15 protein-coding genes are annotated in these 15,511 nt (G+C 42.5%); 6 read left to right on the forward strand and 9 right to left on the reverse strand.

Features of this window, described 5'->3' with window-relative positions:
• Positions 1 to 19: 19 nt before the first annotated feature.
• The 7 genes from WC819_04710 to WC819_04740 all read right to left on the reverse strand — a co-directional run bounded on the left by WC819_04710 (position 20) and on the right by WC819_04740 (position 6,914).
• Positions 20 to 535: a ComF family protein gene (locus WC819_04710; GenBank protein MFA5986618.1), complete on the reverse strand. Its 516-nt coding sequence runs from the start codon at positions 533 to 535 to the stop codon at positions 20 to 22.
• 193 nt (positions 536 to 728) lie between these two features.
• Positions 729 to 3,158 (reverse strand): ATP-dependent Clp protease ATP-binding subunit, encoded by a 2,430-nt coding sequence (locus WC819_04715; protein ID MFA5986619.1) that lies wholly within the window; start codon positions 3,156 to 3,158, stop codon positions 729 to 731.
• Between the two features lie 304 nt (positions 3,159 to 3,462).
• On the reverse strand, positions 3,463 to 4,026 hold the full coding sequence (gene efp / locus WC819_04720; protein ID MFA5986620.1) for an elongation factor P: 564 nt from the start codon (positions 4,024 to 4,026) through the stop codon (positions 3,463 to 3,465).
• A gap of 119 nt (positions 4,027 to 4,145) precedes the next feature.
• On the reverse strand, positions 4,146 to 4,352 hold the full coding sequence (rpsR, locus tag WC819_04725; GenBank protein ID MFA5986621.1) for a 30S ribosomal protein S18: 207 nt from the start codon (positions 4,350 to 4,352) through the stop codon (positions 4,146 to 4,148).
• 122 nt (positions 4,353 to 4,474) lie between these two features.
• Positions 4,475 to 4,987: a single-stranded DNA-binding protein gene (gene ssb, locus WC819_04730; protein ID MFA5986622.1), complete on the reverse strand. Its 513-nt coding sequence runs from the start codon at positions 4,985 to 4,987 to the stop codon at positions 4,475 to 4,477.
• Between the two features lie 57 nt (positions 4,988 to 5,044).
• The gene (locus tag WC819_04735) at positions 5,045 to 5,479 is read right to left on the reverse strand and encodes a 30S ribosomal protein S6 (GenBank protein ID MFA5986623.1); all 435 of its coding nucleotides are present in this window, start codon (positions 5,477 to 5,479) and stop codon (positions 5,045 to 5,047) included.
• A 286-nt stretch (positions 5,480 to 5,765) separates the two neighbouring features.
• Positions 5,766 to 6,914, reverse strand: a complete 1,149-nt coding sequence (locus WC819_04740) for an MFS transporter (protein ID MFA5986624.1) — start codon at positions 6,912 to 6,914, stop codon at positions 5,766 to 5,768.
• Between the two features lie 116 nt (positions 6,915 to 7,030).
• Here WC819_04740 and WC819_04745 point away from each other — a divergent pair, with 116 nt between their 5' ends.
• From WC819_04745 to WC819_04765, 5 genes are all read left to right on the forward strand, one after another.
• Positions 7,031 to 7,894, forward strand: coding sequence for a DUF2202 domain-containing protein (locus WC819_04745; protein ID MFA5986625.1), 864 nt, complete (start codon positions 7,031 to 7,033; stop codon positions 7,892 to 7,894).
• A gap of 176 nt (positions 7,895 to 8,070) precedes the next feature.
• On the forward strand, positions 8,071 to 8,511 hold the full coding sequence (locus WC819_04750; GenBank protein MFA5986626.1) for an NUDIX hydrolase: 441 nt from the start codon (positions 8,071 to 8,073) through the stop codon (positions 8,509 to 8,511).
• A 32-nt stretch (positions 8,512 to 8,543) separates the two neighbouring features.
• Positions 8,544 to 10,502 (forward strand): excinuclease ABC subunit UvrB, encoded by a 1,959-nt coding sequence (uvrB, locus tag WC819_04755; protein ID MFA5986627.1) that lies wholly within the window; start codon positions 8,544 to 8,546, stop codon positions 10,500 to 10,502.
• A gap of 308 nt (positions 10,503 to 10,810) precedes the next feature.
• Positions 10,811 to 10,966 (forward strand): hypothetical protein, encoded by a 156-nt coding sequence (locus WC819_04760; GenBank protein MFA5986628.1) that lies wholly within the window; start codon positions 10,811 to 10,813, stop codon positions 10,964 to 10,966.
• 575 nt (positions 10,967 to 11,541) lie between these two features.
• Complete coding sequence (locus WC819_04765) at positions 11,542 to 12,159, forward strand: hypothetical protein (GenBank protein ID MFA5986629.1); 618 nt, start codon at positions 11,542 to 11,544, stop codon at positions 12,157 to 12,159.
• On the opposite strand, the gene WC819_04770 is transcribed toward WC819_04765, so the two are convergent.
• Together WC819_04770 and WC819_04775 are read right to left on the reverse strand one after the other, a co-directional pair.
• On the reverse strand, positions 12,156 to 13,289 hold the full coding sequence (locus tag WC819_04770; protein MFA5986630.1) for a right-handed parallel beta-helix repeat-containing protein: 1,134 nt from the start codon (positions 13,287 to 13,289) through the stop codon (positions 12,156 to 12,158). The two genes, WC819_04765 and WC819_04770, sit on opposite strands and share 4 nt — an antisense overlap.
• Before the next feature lie 85 nt (positions 13,290 to 13,374).
• Positions 13,375 to 13,950, reverse strand: a complete 576-nt coding sequence (locus WC819_04775) for a hypothetical protein (GenBank protein ID MFA5986631.1) — start codon at positions 13,948 to 13,950, stop codon at positions 13,375 to 13,377.
• Between the two features lie 176 nt (positions 13,951 to 14,126).
• Between WC819_04775 and WC819_04780 the strand changes: the two genes are divergently transcribed.
• On the forward strand, positions 14,127 to 15,401 hold the full coding sequence (locus WC819_04780; GenBank protein MFA5986632.1) for a pitrilysin family protein: 1,275 nt from the start codon (positions 14,127 to 14,129) through the stop codon (positions 15,399 to 15,401).
• Positions 15,402 to 15,511: the final 110 nt, after the last annotated feature.

Below are 15,511 nucleotides of genomic sequence, written 5' to 3' on the forward strand. Positions count from 1 at the left end.
CAGTTTTGTAGTCAATTTCTTATTCTCTTGCAATTACTATAGCATAAATATTTCCAGCACCGGAATTTTTGAGAACTGTGGCACATGCGGTGATTGTTGCGCCAGTGGTCATGATGTCGTCAACGAGAAGGATATTTTTTCCGCGAATGAGTGATGGGTCATGTACGGCAAATGCATTATGAACATTATCTTCACGACTTTCTTTGTCACGCATGGTCACTTGGGGATGTGTGTAGCGTATACGTTTCAGTATATCAGTATTGAGAGGGATGTGTAAGTCCAAGGATCGTGCAATTTCTTCTGCCTGATTGAATCCTCGCCAGCGTAAACGTCGTGCATGAAGTGGAATGGGGATGATCAGATCAGGTGCGGGGAAGTGTGAATTGTGGAGAGCTTGCGCCATAAGAAGTGCAAGAGGGTGAGAAAGGTCTTTTACAAAACGATATTTGAAATAGTGGATCATTTTACGCACCAAGGGATCTTTGAAATATGATGCGACAAAAACACCGTCGTAGGGCGGATTATGCTTCTCCATACATGCAAAACATACATCACCATTGGCGGTGACGTTTTTTTTGCATAGAGGACAATGTTGCTCAACGATGATAGGCAGTGTGCTATGACACTGCGTGCAAATCCAGTGGTCAAAAGTTTTGCATCGCAAACATTGGATGGGGAAAAGTGAATCGAGAAATGCTTTCCAGGTGAGGAAAAGCATGGCATAAGTTTTATGACAAAGTGATCGTATCATTGGTGTAATCGAGGATTATTTTTTTCACACGGGGGTGCGTGATCACATGGTGTGCGATCATGCTCTCGATCTCTTCTTGAATAATTTGACGTATACCGCGTGCGCCGTCATTTTTTGTGTATGCTTGCTCGGCAATATGTGCAATAACATGTGGCTTCACAGAAAGAGTGATGGAACGTTTTTTGAGACGATCTGCGAGATGTCCAAATGCAATACGTGTGATCTTTTGCAGTTCTTTTTGTGATAATTGATGAAATACGATGATATGATCCAATCGTGACAACAATTCCGGTGGGAGAATATCTTTTGTCGATTCTAGGATCTTTTGCGACAAAATAGCATGTGATGCGTGTGTCGATTTATCAAAACCAAGCTTTTTTTCACGAGTGAGAGATGTACTACCGGCATTGGATGTAAGGATGATGATCGTATTTTTGAAATTGATCACACGTCCGCTTGCATCTGTCAGTGTACCATCTTCCAATATTTGCAAAAGGATATTGAACACATCGGGATGTGCTTTTTCAATCTCGTCAAAGAGAACGACACTATGTGGATTTCGACGCACTTTTTCTGTCAGTGTGCCACCTTCACCATACCCAATATATCCGGCGGGAGCGCCGAGAAGCTTGGATGTGTGGTGGCGTTCCATGAGTTCGCTCATATCAACACGGATGAGGGATCGTGCGTCATAAAGTTCTGTGGCAAGCGTTTGTGCCGTAAAAGTTTTGCCGGTACCTGTGGATCCGAGAAAAAGAAATGACCCGTGGGGACGATTGGGATTGCTTAAACCGCTTGCAGATCGGATCAAAGTATCGGCAATTTTTTTGATTGCATGATCTTGTCCAATGATGGTCTGTGATAATTTTTTTTGCGCGGTAATAATGTGTGCGTCTGCATGTTGGAGGAGCTTGTTTTTTGGGATGCCTGTATTAACCGCGATCGTATGAGCGACATCGTCGATGGTCATGAGGGGCTGATCTTTGATCGCGCGATCTTTGAGAAGTGCACGCGTGTCTTTGATCTCTTGTGTGAGAGCATCTTCCACCTCTCGCATCTTGGAAGCATCGTCATATTTTTCTGCATGGACAAATGTGGATTTTTGTGCGGAAATTTCTTTCAGATCGTTTTCCAAAGAAATCACTTGTTTTTGGATGTCATTTTTTTTGCGTGATGTGCACAGACGTGCAGCAGTTTCATCGAGGAGATCGATCGCTTTATCCGGAAAGAATTGTTCCGGTAGGTAACGATCGCTGAATTGCACGATTGCGTCAATCGTTTCATCAGGCACTTGCACGCCGTGATGTTTCTCGTAGGTCTGTTTGATGCCGTGTAAAATCGTTTTTGCATCGCGCGCTGTCGGTTCGGTGAGGATCACTTTCTGAAAACGGCGTACAAGGGCAGGATCTTTTTCAATATGCTTTTTGTATTCACCGAGAGTGGTGGCGCCAATGATGCGGATATTGCCACGTGAAAGTGCCGGCTTTAAAATATTTGCCGCATCAAGACTGCCACCAGTGTTACCTGTGCCGATAATAGTGTGAATTTCATCGATGAACAAAATGATGTTCTCATTTTCTTGTGCTTCTGTGATAATGCTTTTGAGACGTTGTTCAAATTCACCGCGAAAACTTGTGCCGGCAACGAGAAGTGTAAGGTCAAGAGTGATAATTTCTTTTCCATAAAGATAGTGTGGTGCATCAGGGCTTTTGGCGAGATGTGCGATGTGTTCAATTATTGCCGTTTTTCCAATGCCGGGCTCGCCGATGATGAGGGGATTGTTTTTAATGCGACGTCCGAGAATTGTGACAATACGTTCAATATCAGATCGTCGACCGACAAATGGTTCCGGTTGTTGGTCGGCAATATTTGTACAGAAGTGTTCCAAGGCGGACTCCGTGTTGGTATCGCGTTCTCCATTCATCAATGCGGCGAGATTTTCAATACCAAAAAGTCCGGCATTCTGATTGATCGTGTAGGGATTTTGGTTGGGATTCTTTTTGGGCTTTGCTTTGTTGAGGATCGTTTGCACGGCAGGATATTTTGTATTCAGAAGTGCGTAGATCAAATGTTCCGTGCCAACATAGACATAGCCAAACTCTGCGGCAAGGGCATGCGCGTCCGTGATAATCTTTTTGAGAGCGTGGGATGAGCGCACTTTTGAGAGGATTTTTTTTGGCGTTAATTTTTGCGCAAAGATCTCCTTTTCAAAGATCTCTTTGTTCAAGCCGATGTTGGAGAGAATGGTCGCGCCGACACTGCCACGCTCAAGAAATACGCCATACAAAAGATGTTCAGGACGAACTTCCGTCGCATCATGCGCGCTTGCAATTTTTTCTGCATGAGAGATGCTTTTGCGTGCGTGCAGGGTAAGTTTATTTGTAATAGAGGAATGTGCTTTTTTCATGAAAATTATAACAAAATGTCTATATATAATATTCTATTATGTACGTATTTTGTATATTTTGTCAACACAATTGTCCGCGAGTCTAAAAACCTCTGTCATTCCCGTGAAAACGGGAATCTAATAGCATCCACTTGTCGCATATAGAATACTTCTGGATTCCCGTTCCCCGATTTCTCGAGGACAAGCTTCACGGGAATGACAAATGATTGTAAGTAGGAAATATTGGAATAATTGATCTAAACACTTCATCTAATTTTCTAAAAAACAAAAACAACATCTGTGATAGATGCTGTTTTTAAAATTTTTATTCTTGGGATTTGCCGACGTAGTCGCCGCGGTCTGTGTTGATGATGATGCGGTCGCCTGTTTCGATAAAGAGTGGCGTGGTAACTTGCGCGCCAGTTTCCACTGTCACAAGTTTATCTCCACCGGATTGTGTATCACCCTTGAGTCCGGGAGGTGCTTCCGTGACAGTGAGTGTGACTTTGACCGGAAGTTCGATATTGATCGGATTGCCGTTAAAATTGAGCATGGTGACTTCCAATCCTTCGGTGAGATAATATGGCGCGTCACCGATCACGCTTTTGTTGAGAGGAAATTGATCATACGTATCGTTGTCCATGAAATAATACTGGTCGCTATCAACATAGAGATACTGGGCTTTTGATTTGGTGATGTCAGCCTCTTTGACTTTGTCAGCACCTTGAAATGTCTTGTCCATGACAGCACCGTTCATGAGATTTTTGAGCTTTGTGCGAAGCACGGCGCCGGCACGTCCCATTTTGGAATGTTCGCTTGTCACGACGACGTAGGGCGCATTGTCCAAAACGATTCTTTTGCCGACTTTGATATCGCTGATGTTTAACATAAGATTTAGTTTTTTAGTTTGTAAGTCTTGTCGCGCCGAAAGTGAACAAAAAGTTTATACCTGTCAGCAGTGCTTTTGCACACGCATGCAGGTATAAACTTTTATCTCTCGACTTTTTACTAGTTGACCGTGAATGGGAGAAGTGCCATGTGCCGCGCACACTTTACAGCGCGTGCGATTTGGCGCTGGGAATATGCATCAACATTATATCTTTTTGGAGGATAGATCTTTGCTTGTGAATTGAGAAATCGACGGAGGAAAATACTGTCTTTGTAGTCGAGTGTGTCGTAGGTCTTATCACCGATACGAATTTTGCGTTTTGCCATATAAAGTAGTTTTAAAGTTATAAAGTTTCAGCCAACGGCTGATCCGCCTTTGGCGGAATAAAGTTTTTAAAGTTAAAAGTTTTTAAAGTTATAAAGTCGTACAGTTATTTGCGCATGTTACTTTATAAACTTTTTACTCTCAACTTTCCACTAAAATGGGACATCTTCGATTTTGATCTCGTCTTGTTCGTCATCAAGGTTGATCGTGGGGATCTCGTCATCTTTTTTGGGTTTGGTTTTTGAGAAGAAACGGGAGCACGGTTTTGTGATCCGCCACTATAGCTACTTTGACTTCCGCTACCGGCCGGTTTTGCTCCGAACTCAAATTTTTCCAAGACGATCTCTGTCTTATACATTTTTTTGCCACTGTCTTTATCATCCCAGTTACGTGTCTCAAGGCGGCCTTCAACATAGATCTCTTGTCCTTTGGTAAAGTATTGTCCAATCACTTCAGCTTGCTTTCCCCATGCAACGACATTGTGAAATTCTGTCTTCTCTTGTTTTTGTCCGCCCTGATCTTTCCATTGTGTAGAGGTCGCAACAGAGAGATTTGCGACTGTTTGTCCGCTTTGTGTTGTGCGCATTTCCGGATCACGGACGAGGCGTCCGACGATGATGGCTTTGTTGACGTTCATAATTTTGGTATTAATGATCATGACCACATGATGTCATGATGTGTAAAATTAGATTATTTAGATATTGAGAGCCTCTTCAAGTTTCTCGTCGATCTTTTCACCTGTTTCTTTGAGTTGCTTTTTGTCTTCTCGTTGCGCTTTGTCAAATTGTTTTGCAAAGTCAGCGAGTGGTGGAAGTTCTTTTGCATTGACGATGAGATAACGCAAGATCTCCTGATTGAGATTGAGTTGGCGTGTGATCTCTGCGACTGCACCCTCTGTTGTTACACCGGTTTCTTCACATTCGTCTTTACCCGGCATTGTGAAGCGTTGGACAAAATATGTACCGCGCCAGTTGTGTTTGATCTCGTATGAGAGTTTGCGATCAAACTCGAGAGCGTTACCGGTCCATGTACCACCTGATTTTTCCACAATTGCGCGGATCTCACCTTTGATGCGGTCAAATTCCGGTTTCTTTGACTCTGCGATGAGGAACATCAATTCATATTCCATGATATGTATTGTTAATAATAATTAATTGAACAATATCCGCCCAAGGCGGATTGATCTTTGATTTCAACAATCAAAAAATCCATTCAACAACAAAAGCCAATTAAACGCTTTCCATGAATGGAAGTGGTTTGCATCCTATCCACGCACCTATTTCAACGATCGTTTATCACATGCGTATCATTCGTGAGCGGAGCGACTTCGTCTCCAGTTGAACGATATTGCAATGATTTTCGCAAAAATAGGTGCGTGGCGGAATACAATGGACTTTTCTAGTTGTAAACGCAGTCTAGCACGAGTTAGTTGATTTGGCAACCACCTCTTTGTAGCTCCTTATTTTTAATATAGGATGAATGCCCAAGACAAAAATGCCGATGGCAAAAGCAGACATCAAAATAAAAAAGGAACTTTTTGCGAGAATGATACCAAAGAGAAAGATCATAAAAGAGGAACCTAGTCTCACGAGGAGACTCTTGAGAGACATGACGCTTGCTCGTACGGATTTTTGGATTGCATGATGGATTTTGATATCGAGTTGCGTATCAATGTAGCCACGGAGGGCTTGATTGATAAAAATAGCGAGAATTGGCAAGGCAACAATGTTGGTCGACCCGATGAAAAAAATGGATATAGTCACGGCGATGAAAATAATCACAATATTTTTTTCGGGGAATTTTTTGAAGATCCATACGCCGCCAGCGATGAGTAATCCTGCTACGGCAATGATTACCCCCCAATAATTAAGAGGTATTTTTAACTCGAGAAAAAGCGGATTATAAAACCATTTTAAACTGATGAAAAAAGCTCCCAAAAGAGAGGATGCTTTAATGAGGGCAAGAAGCTCCTTGTTCGTGACAACATGCCTGAATCCTTCAGCAGAAGTGGCAAAGATATTTCCGGCAATTCTCTCACTTCTATAGTTGGGAGCAAAAGATAATATAGCTCCTGCGACAAAAAAAGATAATGCGCTGGCGTAGAGAGGATAACGCAAATCCATAGCAGAGAGAAATCCTCCAATTGTGATTGCAGTAACTGACATGAGAAGAGAATAAAACTTTACGTGAGAAAGATCCGCTTTGAAGTTGATAGACGCTGTGTGGAGAAGTGCTGTGTCACTGCCGGAAATGAGGGAAGATCCGAGAGCAGATAATATGAGAATAAATCCGTAATAGTACACAGAGCCGGCAAATGAAATAAGAATCAATGACAACGTCAGTAGACCAAAGCCAAGTGATAGTGATATTTTATGCGAAAAGAAGTCCCCGATCACGCCTGTAGGATATTCAAAAATGACGATCGCGATTGAATAGAGACCAAGTAAAAAATAGGCATATTCAGCATCAAATCCTCTCGTGTTGAGATATAACACAAAGCTGGTGAGCCAAAACTGGCATGCGCCCAATATGAGGGCAATCTTGATCTTGTTTATATGAGACATATTTCAATTATAACGTATGTTTGTCATAAAGCGGAATGTGACATATATGTGAAAGAAATGCGATGCGCATACGTATCATCAAGCACGGAGGTAATAATTTTTTTGAGAACGGGTTTATGACAAATCATAAAAAAAGTATAGTTGCGACAATCGCAGTTATTGGGGGAGTGTTCTTTTTATCAGGGTGTGCGTTGCCATTTCATCCTAAAGATCAAAATGGAGAAGTCTCATATGGCGATACTGCGCAACGGCGCGGTGATATGCAAAACAATATACGATCAATGGATCGTAGGGGTGTTATGGGGCAAGGAGAGCATATGATGAATATTGACACGATCGCAAAGGGGGATCTCAATGATGATGAAAAGGCGGGAATTATCAAAATGCGTGAAGAGGAAAAGCTCGCGCGCGATGTTTACACGACACTTGGTGCCAAATGGGGACAAAAGATATTTCTCAATATCACATCCAGTGAGCAAACACACATGGATGAAGTCAAGCAATTGATCGATCGGTATGCATTGACTGATCCGATCACAGATGGTGCAACCGGTGTTTTTACATCACCGGAATTGCAAAAGCTATACAATGATCTCATTGCAAAAGGAAACGTATCGCTGGTAGATGCTTTGAATGTTGGCGCAACGGTTGAAGACTTGGATATCAAAGATCTCCAAGATCTGATTGCCGCAACGGATAATGCTGATATCAAATATGTATATGAAAATCTCAAGAATGGATCACAACGACATTTACAATCATTTGTAAAAAATCTTGAGAAAAATGGTACAACATATACACCGCAATATATTTCTCAGACTGATTATGATGCAATCATTTCCATGGAACGACAGACGGGCGGAAAGATGGATGGAGGTTGCATGAATAGCGATGGAAGCGGTTGTGGCATGCACGATGGATCTGGAAACGGACAGGGGAATGGCATGGGAGACGGGAGCGGTATGCACAACATGCGGTAATTTTGGACACAATGTAAAACCACAAAAACATTCACACCACTTGTGAGTGTTTTTGTTTTTTGTATTATTGAATTTCATGCGTAAATATGCCACAATAAATCTATGAAGATTTGTGCATATTTTTGACTATTGATCCTATCTGAAAACGGAGAAAAAATATATGAATTTTTAATAAAATGGCATACTATAATAAAATTGGGCTACTTGTATTAAATGCAGAACGAACGAGTTTTTTGGTCTGCGAGCCAGGTTTGTTGTATAAGGACAAATCTGTATCGCAATATTTGATGCCAGGTGGTCAGTTTGTGGAAGAAACTGTTGAAGAATGTCTCAAGGCAGAAATCAGAGAAGAGTTGGGCTGTGATATTGATATAGATAGTATTAAAATCATTGGGGAATACAGTGATGTTGCAGCATCTGGTTTAAATCGCGATGTGATGATCAGACTATACGCGGGCAGGCTTATTGGTACGCCAATTGCATCAACAGAAATTGGCGCCTTGCATTGGGTTGGGGAGAGTGATATTGATAATGAAAAATTATCACCTATTATTAGAAATAAAATAATCCCAGACTTGATCAGGAGAAGAATATTAAAAAAGACTGCAAAATATTGAAATTTTCATGCAATTATGCCACAATGGGGCATATGCAAGAATTTATACTTCACAAACAATTTGAACCGACAGGTGATCAACCGACAGCGATTACTGCGTTGACGGATGGTATTGTGCGCGGCGACAAGGCACAGACGCTGCTGGGCGTGACGGGATCCGGTAAGACATTTACTGTAGCCAATGTGATCGAAAAAGTGCAAAAACCGACATTGGTGATTGCGCACAATAAGACGCTTGCGGCGCAACTCGTGCAAGAATTTCGCACGTTTTTTCCGACCAATGCGGTAGAATATTTTGTATCGTATTACGATTATTATCAACCGGAAGCATATGTCCATGCGTCAGACACATATATCGATAAAGAGGTGGAGATCAATGAGGAAATTGATCGACTCCGTCATGCGGCAACCGCTGCACTCCTTACGCGTAGGGATGTGATCATCGTGGCGAGCGTGTCATGCATTTATGGCTTGGGTTCGCCGGAATTTTATCGTGACAGCATGATCACAGTTAACGTGGGAGACACGATCGATCGGGAAGTATTGATGGCAAAATTGATTGATCAACACTATGAACGCAATGACATTTTGCAGAGGTCGCGGTTTCGAGCAACCGGTCCGACGATCGATATCGTGCCGGCAGGGCGCGAAGCGATTATTCGCATCGTGCTTCGCGGATCGCGTGTTGCGGCGATCATGGAATTGGACATTGTGAGTGGTGAACGGCGGACAGATATGGACCAGGTGATCATCTATCCGGCAAAACACTTTGTTGTGCCGGAGCCGGTACTCAAAGAATCATTGGAGCAGATCGAAAGCGATCTCGCAAAACAATTGGCAATTTTTCAAAAAGAAAATAAATTCCTCGAAGCACAGCGTTTGGAAATGCGCACGCGGCAAGATTTGGAGATGATGCGTGAGCTTGGGTATTGCAACGGAATCGAAAATTATTCATTGTATCTGACACAGCGCAAAGTAGGAGAAGCGCCGTATACGCTTGTTGATTATTTCCCCAAGGATTATCTCCTCGTGATCGATGAATCCCATGTGACAGTGCCGCAGATCAGTGGGATGTCCACAGGTGACCGTGCGCGCAAACAAAACCTCGTGAATTTCGGATTTCGTTTGCCGAGCGCGTTGGATAATCGCCCACTTAATTTTGATGAATTTCAATCGCGCATGGGACAGACGATCTTTGTCTCAGCGACACCGGCGCAATATGAAAAGGAGAAAAGCACGCAGATTGTGGAGCAGATCATCCGCCCGACAGGTCTCATTGATCCGGAACTTGTGATCCGACCAACTAGCGGGCAAGTAAAGAACGTGATCGGAGAGATTGCAAAAGTGATTGCAAAGAAAGAGCGAGTGCTTATCACAACACTTACCAAAAAACAGGCGGAGGATCTCTCAGAATATTTGGAAGAAAATGAGATCAAGGCGAAGTATCTTCACTCTGACGTGGACACATTGGATCGCATCACGATTCTCGAAGAATTGCGTCGTGGTGTTTTTGATGTGTTGGTGGGTGTCAATCTCTTGCGCGAAGGATTGGATTTGCCGGAGGTATCCCTTGTGGCGATCCTCGATGCGGACAAAGAGGGATTTCTCCGCTCGGAAGTATCGCTGATCCAGACGATCGGGCGTGCGGCACGCAATGTGGGCGGACGTGTGATCCTCTATGCGGATAAAATTACCGGATCACTAAAGCGCGCGATTGATGAGACGGAGCGTCGCCGTGTGATCCAGTTGGCGTATAACAAAGAGCACAATATCACACCGCAAACAATTCAAAAGACCATTGCATCAATCATAAAGCATGATGAGACGCAGATCAAAGAAGCCAAAGAATTCATCACGCTTGCACGCATCGAAAATATCGAAGGCTATCTCAAACAACGTGAAGCGGACATGCGCAAAGCGGCTACAGGGTTGAATTTTGAAGAAGCGGCAATGATCCGCGATGAGATCAAAGAATTGCGGAAGTTACGATAATAAACTTCTCATTAAATTCTCGCGTAAATAAAACGTTACATAATCTTACGGCCGTAAGATTATGTAACGTTTTTTTGCAATGCTGTGATCACATATTACCACGCTCTAGTGCGTGGTAATATGTGTTGTAGATGAATTGTTGGGGTTGTGATGGGTTGTTTTGTGGATTTTTTTGGTTTTGATCTTTTTACTTGACAGCAAAACACATCTTTAATAAAATGGAAATATGTTTTGTCGCTGATCACGTTCTGGATGTTCCAGAAAAAGTGAAGGCAAAATCACATACATCCTTAACAAGGAGGTAACACATGGAGCGGTTTTATGGTTGTTCGCCCAATTTTTTTCAAGCCAATCAGTTGAAGGGTTCAGCGGTAACGGCTCAGACAGATACGATCGAGACCACCACTACCGTCGGTACGAAAAAAGCGCAGGTCACTACCATTGCCTCGGAGATCACCACATGACATCGCTGACATCTTTACCGGAAGTATGTATTGATATCCAACCGGGAGGTTAAGCTAATTGGAGCGGCTTAACTCGTCCCAACACAATGCTCCATAATCAGAGCAAAGAAGTTTTCACATGAGGTGCATCGACTATAATAGTTGATGCACCTCCAACTTTTTTTGATTAGTTTTTTGAGGAAGTAATTCAGATATGTGTAACTACTCATCTTTTTTTGAGATATAAAGTATAGTGAACTTTTTAGTTCGTCTTTGCGAGGAGCGGAACGAAGTGTAGCGACGAAGCAATCTCGATCACTGCACGAAAAACAACATGTCTAAGTGAGATTGCCTGCCTACCGGCAGGCAGGCCTCGTCATTCCGTTGACACTGCATTCCTTCCGCCAAAGGGCGGACGCGCACAAAGATATGTGTTTTGTTAGATAATTTTAGAGTAGTTGAAAAAAAGTGAATAGTTACAGATACGTCTATTGTATTTCGTCGATTTTTGTGCTATAATTAAGAGCAAGAGAATATAAGATTGATCGGAAGCGGGTGGTGCTCGCTTTTTTCTTTTTCTCCACAACCAAAAAAATATGACACAAAAAGCCAAAAAAATCAATAAAATAAAGGAAAAATGGCAAAAACATATCGCATGGAACTATGTGATCGTTGCCCTGTCGTTTTTTATGTATGGGTGTGTTTTTGGTGTCATTGTGACGATTCATGCGATCAATAACAGATTGGATCAGATCAACAGACAACAAATCATTTTTAATCAGCCAAATCCGTATATTTTGCAAAAAACTACCAACATGATGCGTGGCTATCCGATGGAGGCAATGGCGCCATACATTGCACAAGAAGATCCGCAAGTGGCGGCATTTCTTGTTGCGATCGCAAAAAAGGAAAGCGCGTGGGGCAAACGTGCGCCGAAATTGCATGGACAGGATTGTTATAACTATTGGGGTTTTCGTCAAAAGAGAATGCGTATGGGTAGTGGTGGTCACACGTGTTTTGACTCACCGCGTGAGGCTGTGATGGTCGTGTCTGCTCGAATCAAAGATTTGATCGCCAAAAAATATAATACGCCACAAAAGATGATCGTGTGGAAGTGTGGGTTCAGTTGTCAGAATCACAGCAGTATGAGCACTGCCAAGTGGGTGCAAGATGTAGATTACTATTACGATATGATGTATCAGGAAAGTCTCTAGAATGTAAAACACTCAGGGGCATGTTTTGAAAGAATGTTTCCCTCGTATACATTATTTTTTTCTGTTATCATATTCTGAAAAAATGGTCTGGGTCTCGGTGGTTTTTTGAGATGTATTGCGCAACGCATCCCGTATGCTTGGTTGTTGGTTATTTGAGAGTTTGTTATGGTAATGTCCCCGATGCCAGACGATGTAATGAAGGCAACCCCGCTTTTAAAATTATCCTTGAATACGCTATTGTCAATCGTGATGATATTATCATAAATCTCTGTTTCGATACCCCCCTCAAGGTTAGATGAGGATTCGGTATTTATGATTGTCACCTTCATATGGGGATGGAGGTCAATGCCTTCCTCGCCGTTTTCGGTGATGCGTGAATTTTCAATAAGAACCCGACCATCAAAGAGATAGAGTCCCTGCTTATCACTTTTTTTGATGGTGCAATTTTTGATTTTGAGAAGGGGTATTTGTGATATTTCTTCTTCTGATAAATTTAGAATCTCATATACGACGGGTTGTTTTGCTAATTCTGCGTTTGTCGGGCGATCTTTTTGACCCATCACGACACCAAAATCTTCCGCATCGGATATCGTGACGTTTAGAAGTGTGGTGTATGTGTTATAGGGGACGCTTACACCGTTCATTCCTCCAGAAATTGTCATATTGATCAATGTTGCATGGTCATTGGTGTGAATGATGTTTTTTTCAAAGAGGCGATCATAGGTAACTATCACATCGTTTTGCCCGTAGAGGGTGGTGTTCTCAGGAATGACAATGCTTTCTGTATATGTACCAGGAGCGACGATCACTGTACGGATGTTATTTTCTCGTGCATTCGTGAGAGCGTCTGTGATCGTTGTGAAAGGGAATGTAATCGTGCCAGTGTGTTTATCAGAAAAATCAGCAAGGTGGGCAAGGGATAATAATTTGTGTGTGAGCGCATCATAGCGGTCGAAATATGCTGTTGCAGGGTGGGTGCCGGTTGCGATGCTTTGGTCGACAAAAATTGCCCCGGAGGGGGGTGCTTTGAGCGTGTTGAGCATTTCGCGCGCGCTGTAAAACTGCCCGCCATACCACATGCCAGCACAGATGATGATATAGATAAAGATGCGTACACTGATCCAATACATAATGTGTAGTATAAATGGTTTTGTATGATTTGTAAAAAAAGAAGGGCGCATGTGTTGACATGGGCCCTTTTGGACGGATTTCTCTTTAGGCAAGGTGTGATGCAACTGCTGTAATAGCATCGTTTAAGCTCGATGCCTGATCGCGGATCATCGGGCTTGTGTCCTTTGTAAAGGTAATCCTGATGTCATATCGCTTCGTTTGACGATTTTGTCCGATGGAAATTTTTCTGGGATTTTTTTTGGAGCGCATGACGATCTTTTGCAATTGCATGACAGTTTTGCTATATAGCATGGACTCCTCACGCACGACAATCCGACATGTGAGACGTGACTGTGGCTTTAGTTGATCGTTATAGATCTTAAATGCGGCGCCTCTTTTGAGAGGCATTACGTAGCAATCCTCCAACAAAAATCGTGAAGTCACTTCTTCCGGAAAAGAGAAATATAAAACATTATCCACGATCGATGCCCTAGTAAGGACACTCTCAATGACTTTTGACGATTTTTTCAGATCGCCCAAATAAATGTTCCCATCGAGAAAGCAATGGAGATATGCTGCCAGTTCATTGATGGCAAATTTTTTTTCATTACCTTCTGCATTTTCAAGGGGTTTACCAAGTAAAAATGGGATTGTGCCAGCGACGAGTATCTTTTTTTCCACTATGGAGATCTCCTAAAAAAAATTTTAAAAAATATGTTAAATAACCAACATGATTTATATACCATTTTTGACATTTTGTCAATGCTTTCGCCGTAAAAGGAAAGAAAAAATAGTTGACGTCGTATCATAATTCAGGGACAATGAAATGGTAATGATATTTTCTAAAAATTATTTCTATGAAGTACAAAAAACACGTATTGAAAAACGGATTGCGCGTAATTCTCGTTCCGATCAAAGAAATGACCACGGCGACGGCTCTAATCTGCGTGGGGACAGGATCGCGCTTTGAGGATGCGCATGAAAATGGGCTTGCGCATTTCCTTGAACACATGTTTTTCAAAGGGACAAAGAAGCGTCCAAAAGCGATGATGATCCTCAAAGAACTGGACACGCTCGGTTCACAACATAACGCCTATACAGGGAAAGATCGCACGGCATATTATACGAAGGTGCCATCCGCAAAGATCTTGCAAGCGATGGATATTTTGCATGATCTTTTTTTGCACTCAACATTTGAGGTAAAAGAGATCAAAAAAGAATCCGGGACGATCATACAAGAGATCAATATGTATCAAGATATGCCGGCGCAAAAAGTGTATGACGTGTTCGAAACACTGCTCTATGGCAAAGATCATCCACTTGGCCGTGAGATTCTCGGCACAAAACAAAATGTCACATCATTTGTGCGAAAGGATTTTCTGGCGTATATTGCTCGCTGTTATGCGGCACATAATACTGTCGTGTGTGTAACGGGAAACTTCTCAGAAAAAAAAGTTCTCGCAAAGATCAAAGCGGATTTTGGCACAATGTATGGCGGGGATCGTCCACAGCACGAGTTGTTTATTGGTGCGCAGGAAAAGCCGGTCTGCATGATCGAAGAAAAAAAGACAGATCAAACACATTTTGTACTGGGCGTTCACACGGGAGGTTTTGATCACAAGGATCGTTACGTGTATTCTATTTTGGCAAATATCCTCGGTGGGGGGATGAGTAGTCGTCTGTGGGAAGAAGTGCGAGAAAAGCGCGGTCTTGCCTATAGCGTCCATGCGTTTGTGGATTTTTATCCGGAAGTGGGATATTTTGCAGTGAAAGCCGGTGTGGAGCATGATAAACTCATTGATGCAATCGAACTTATCTTAAAAGAATTAAGGAAAGTGGCACAACGCGGTGTAACGGAAGAGGAATTTGAGCGTGCGCGCAGTGGGTTTGAGGGGCGTATTGCCTATAGCATGGAAACATCAGATGCGATTGCAAGCAATTTTGCGGAGCAAGAAGCGACGCGCGATGAGATCATTGTGCCGGAAGAATCATTGCGTCGCATCAAAAGAGTTACACGAGCGGATATTCAGCGCGTGGCAAGGGAGATCTTTGTGAATAAAAGCTTGAATTGTGCGATCATCGGTCCACAGAAAAAACGTGAGAAAGAGATCAAAAAAATACTTCAATTCTGATCCTTTGCGTAGCGTAATCGATGGAGGGATTGGTATATTTTTATCCTCCATAAAAAGGTAATGTCTTACAGTTGTTTTTGTTCTGATATTGTGCTAGGCTGATACATAAT

The organism is Parcubacteria group bacterium (assembly GCA_041660065.1).
GTDB lineage: Bacteria > Patescibacteriota > Minisyncoccia > Moranbacterales.

Bases quoted from the DNA above. Each gene is read 5' to 3' on its own strand.
- WC819_04710 (MFA5986618.1), bottom strand. From the start codon at position 535: ATGGAGAAGCATAATCCGCCCTACGACGGTGTTTTTGTCGCATCATAT.
- WC819_04715 (MFA5986619.1), bottom strand. From the start codon at position 3,158: ATGAAAAAAGCACATTCCTCTATTACAAATAAACTTACCCTGCACGCA.
- efp (MFA5986620.1), bottom strand. From the start codon at position 4,026: ATGTTAAACATCAGCGATATCAAAGTCGGCAAAAGAATCGTTTTGGAC.
- rpsR (MFA5986621.1), bottom strand. From the start codon at position 4,352: ATGGCAAAACGCAAAATTCGTATCGGTGATAAGACCTACGACACACTC.
- ssb (MFA5986622.1), bottom strand. From the start codon at position 4,987: ATGAACGTCAACAAAGCCATCATCGTCGGACGCCTCGTCCGTGATCCG.
- WC819_04735 (MFA5986623.1), bottom strand. From the start codon at position 5,479: ATGGAATATGAATTGATGTTCCTCATCGCAGAGTCAAAGAAACCGGAA.
- WC819_04740 (MFA5986624.1), bottom strand. From the start codon at position 6,914: ATGTCTCATATAAACAAGATCAAGATTGCCCTCATATTGGGCGCATGC.
- WC819_04745 (MFA5986625.1), top strand. From the start codon at position 7,031: ATGACAAATCATAAAAAAAGTATAGTTGCGACAATCGCAGTTATTGGG.
- WC819_04750 (MFA5986626.1), top strand. From the start codon at position 8,071: ATGGCATACTATAATAAAATTGGGCTACTTGTATTAAATGCAGAACGA.
- uvrB (MFA5986627.1), top strand. From the start codon at position 8,544: ATGCAAGAATTTATACTTCACAAACAATTTGAACCGACAGGTGATCAA.
- WC819_04760 (MFA5986628.1), top strand. From the start codon at position 10,811: ATGGAGCGGTTTTATGGTTGTTCGCCCAATTTTTTTCAAGCCAATCAG.
- WC819_04765 (MFA5986629.1), top strand. From the start codon at position 11,542: ATGACACAAAAAGCCAAAAAAATCAATAAAATAAAGGAAAAATGGCAA.
- WC819_04770 (MFA5986630.1), bottom strand. From the start codon at position 13,289: ATGTATTGGATCAGTGTACGCATCTTTATCTATATCATCATCTGTGCT.
- WC819_04780 (MFA5986632.1), top strand. From the start codon at position 14,127: ATGAAGTACAAAAAACACGTATTGAAAAACGGATTGCGCGTAATTCTC.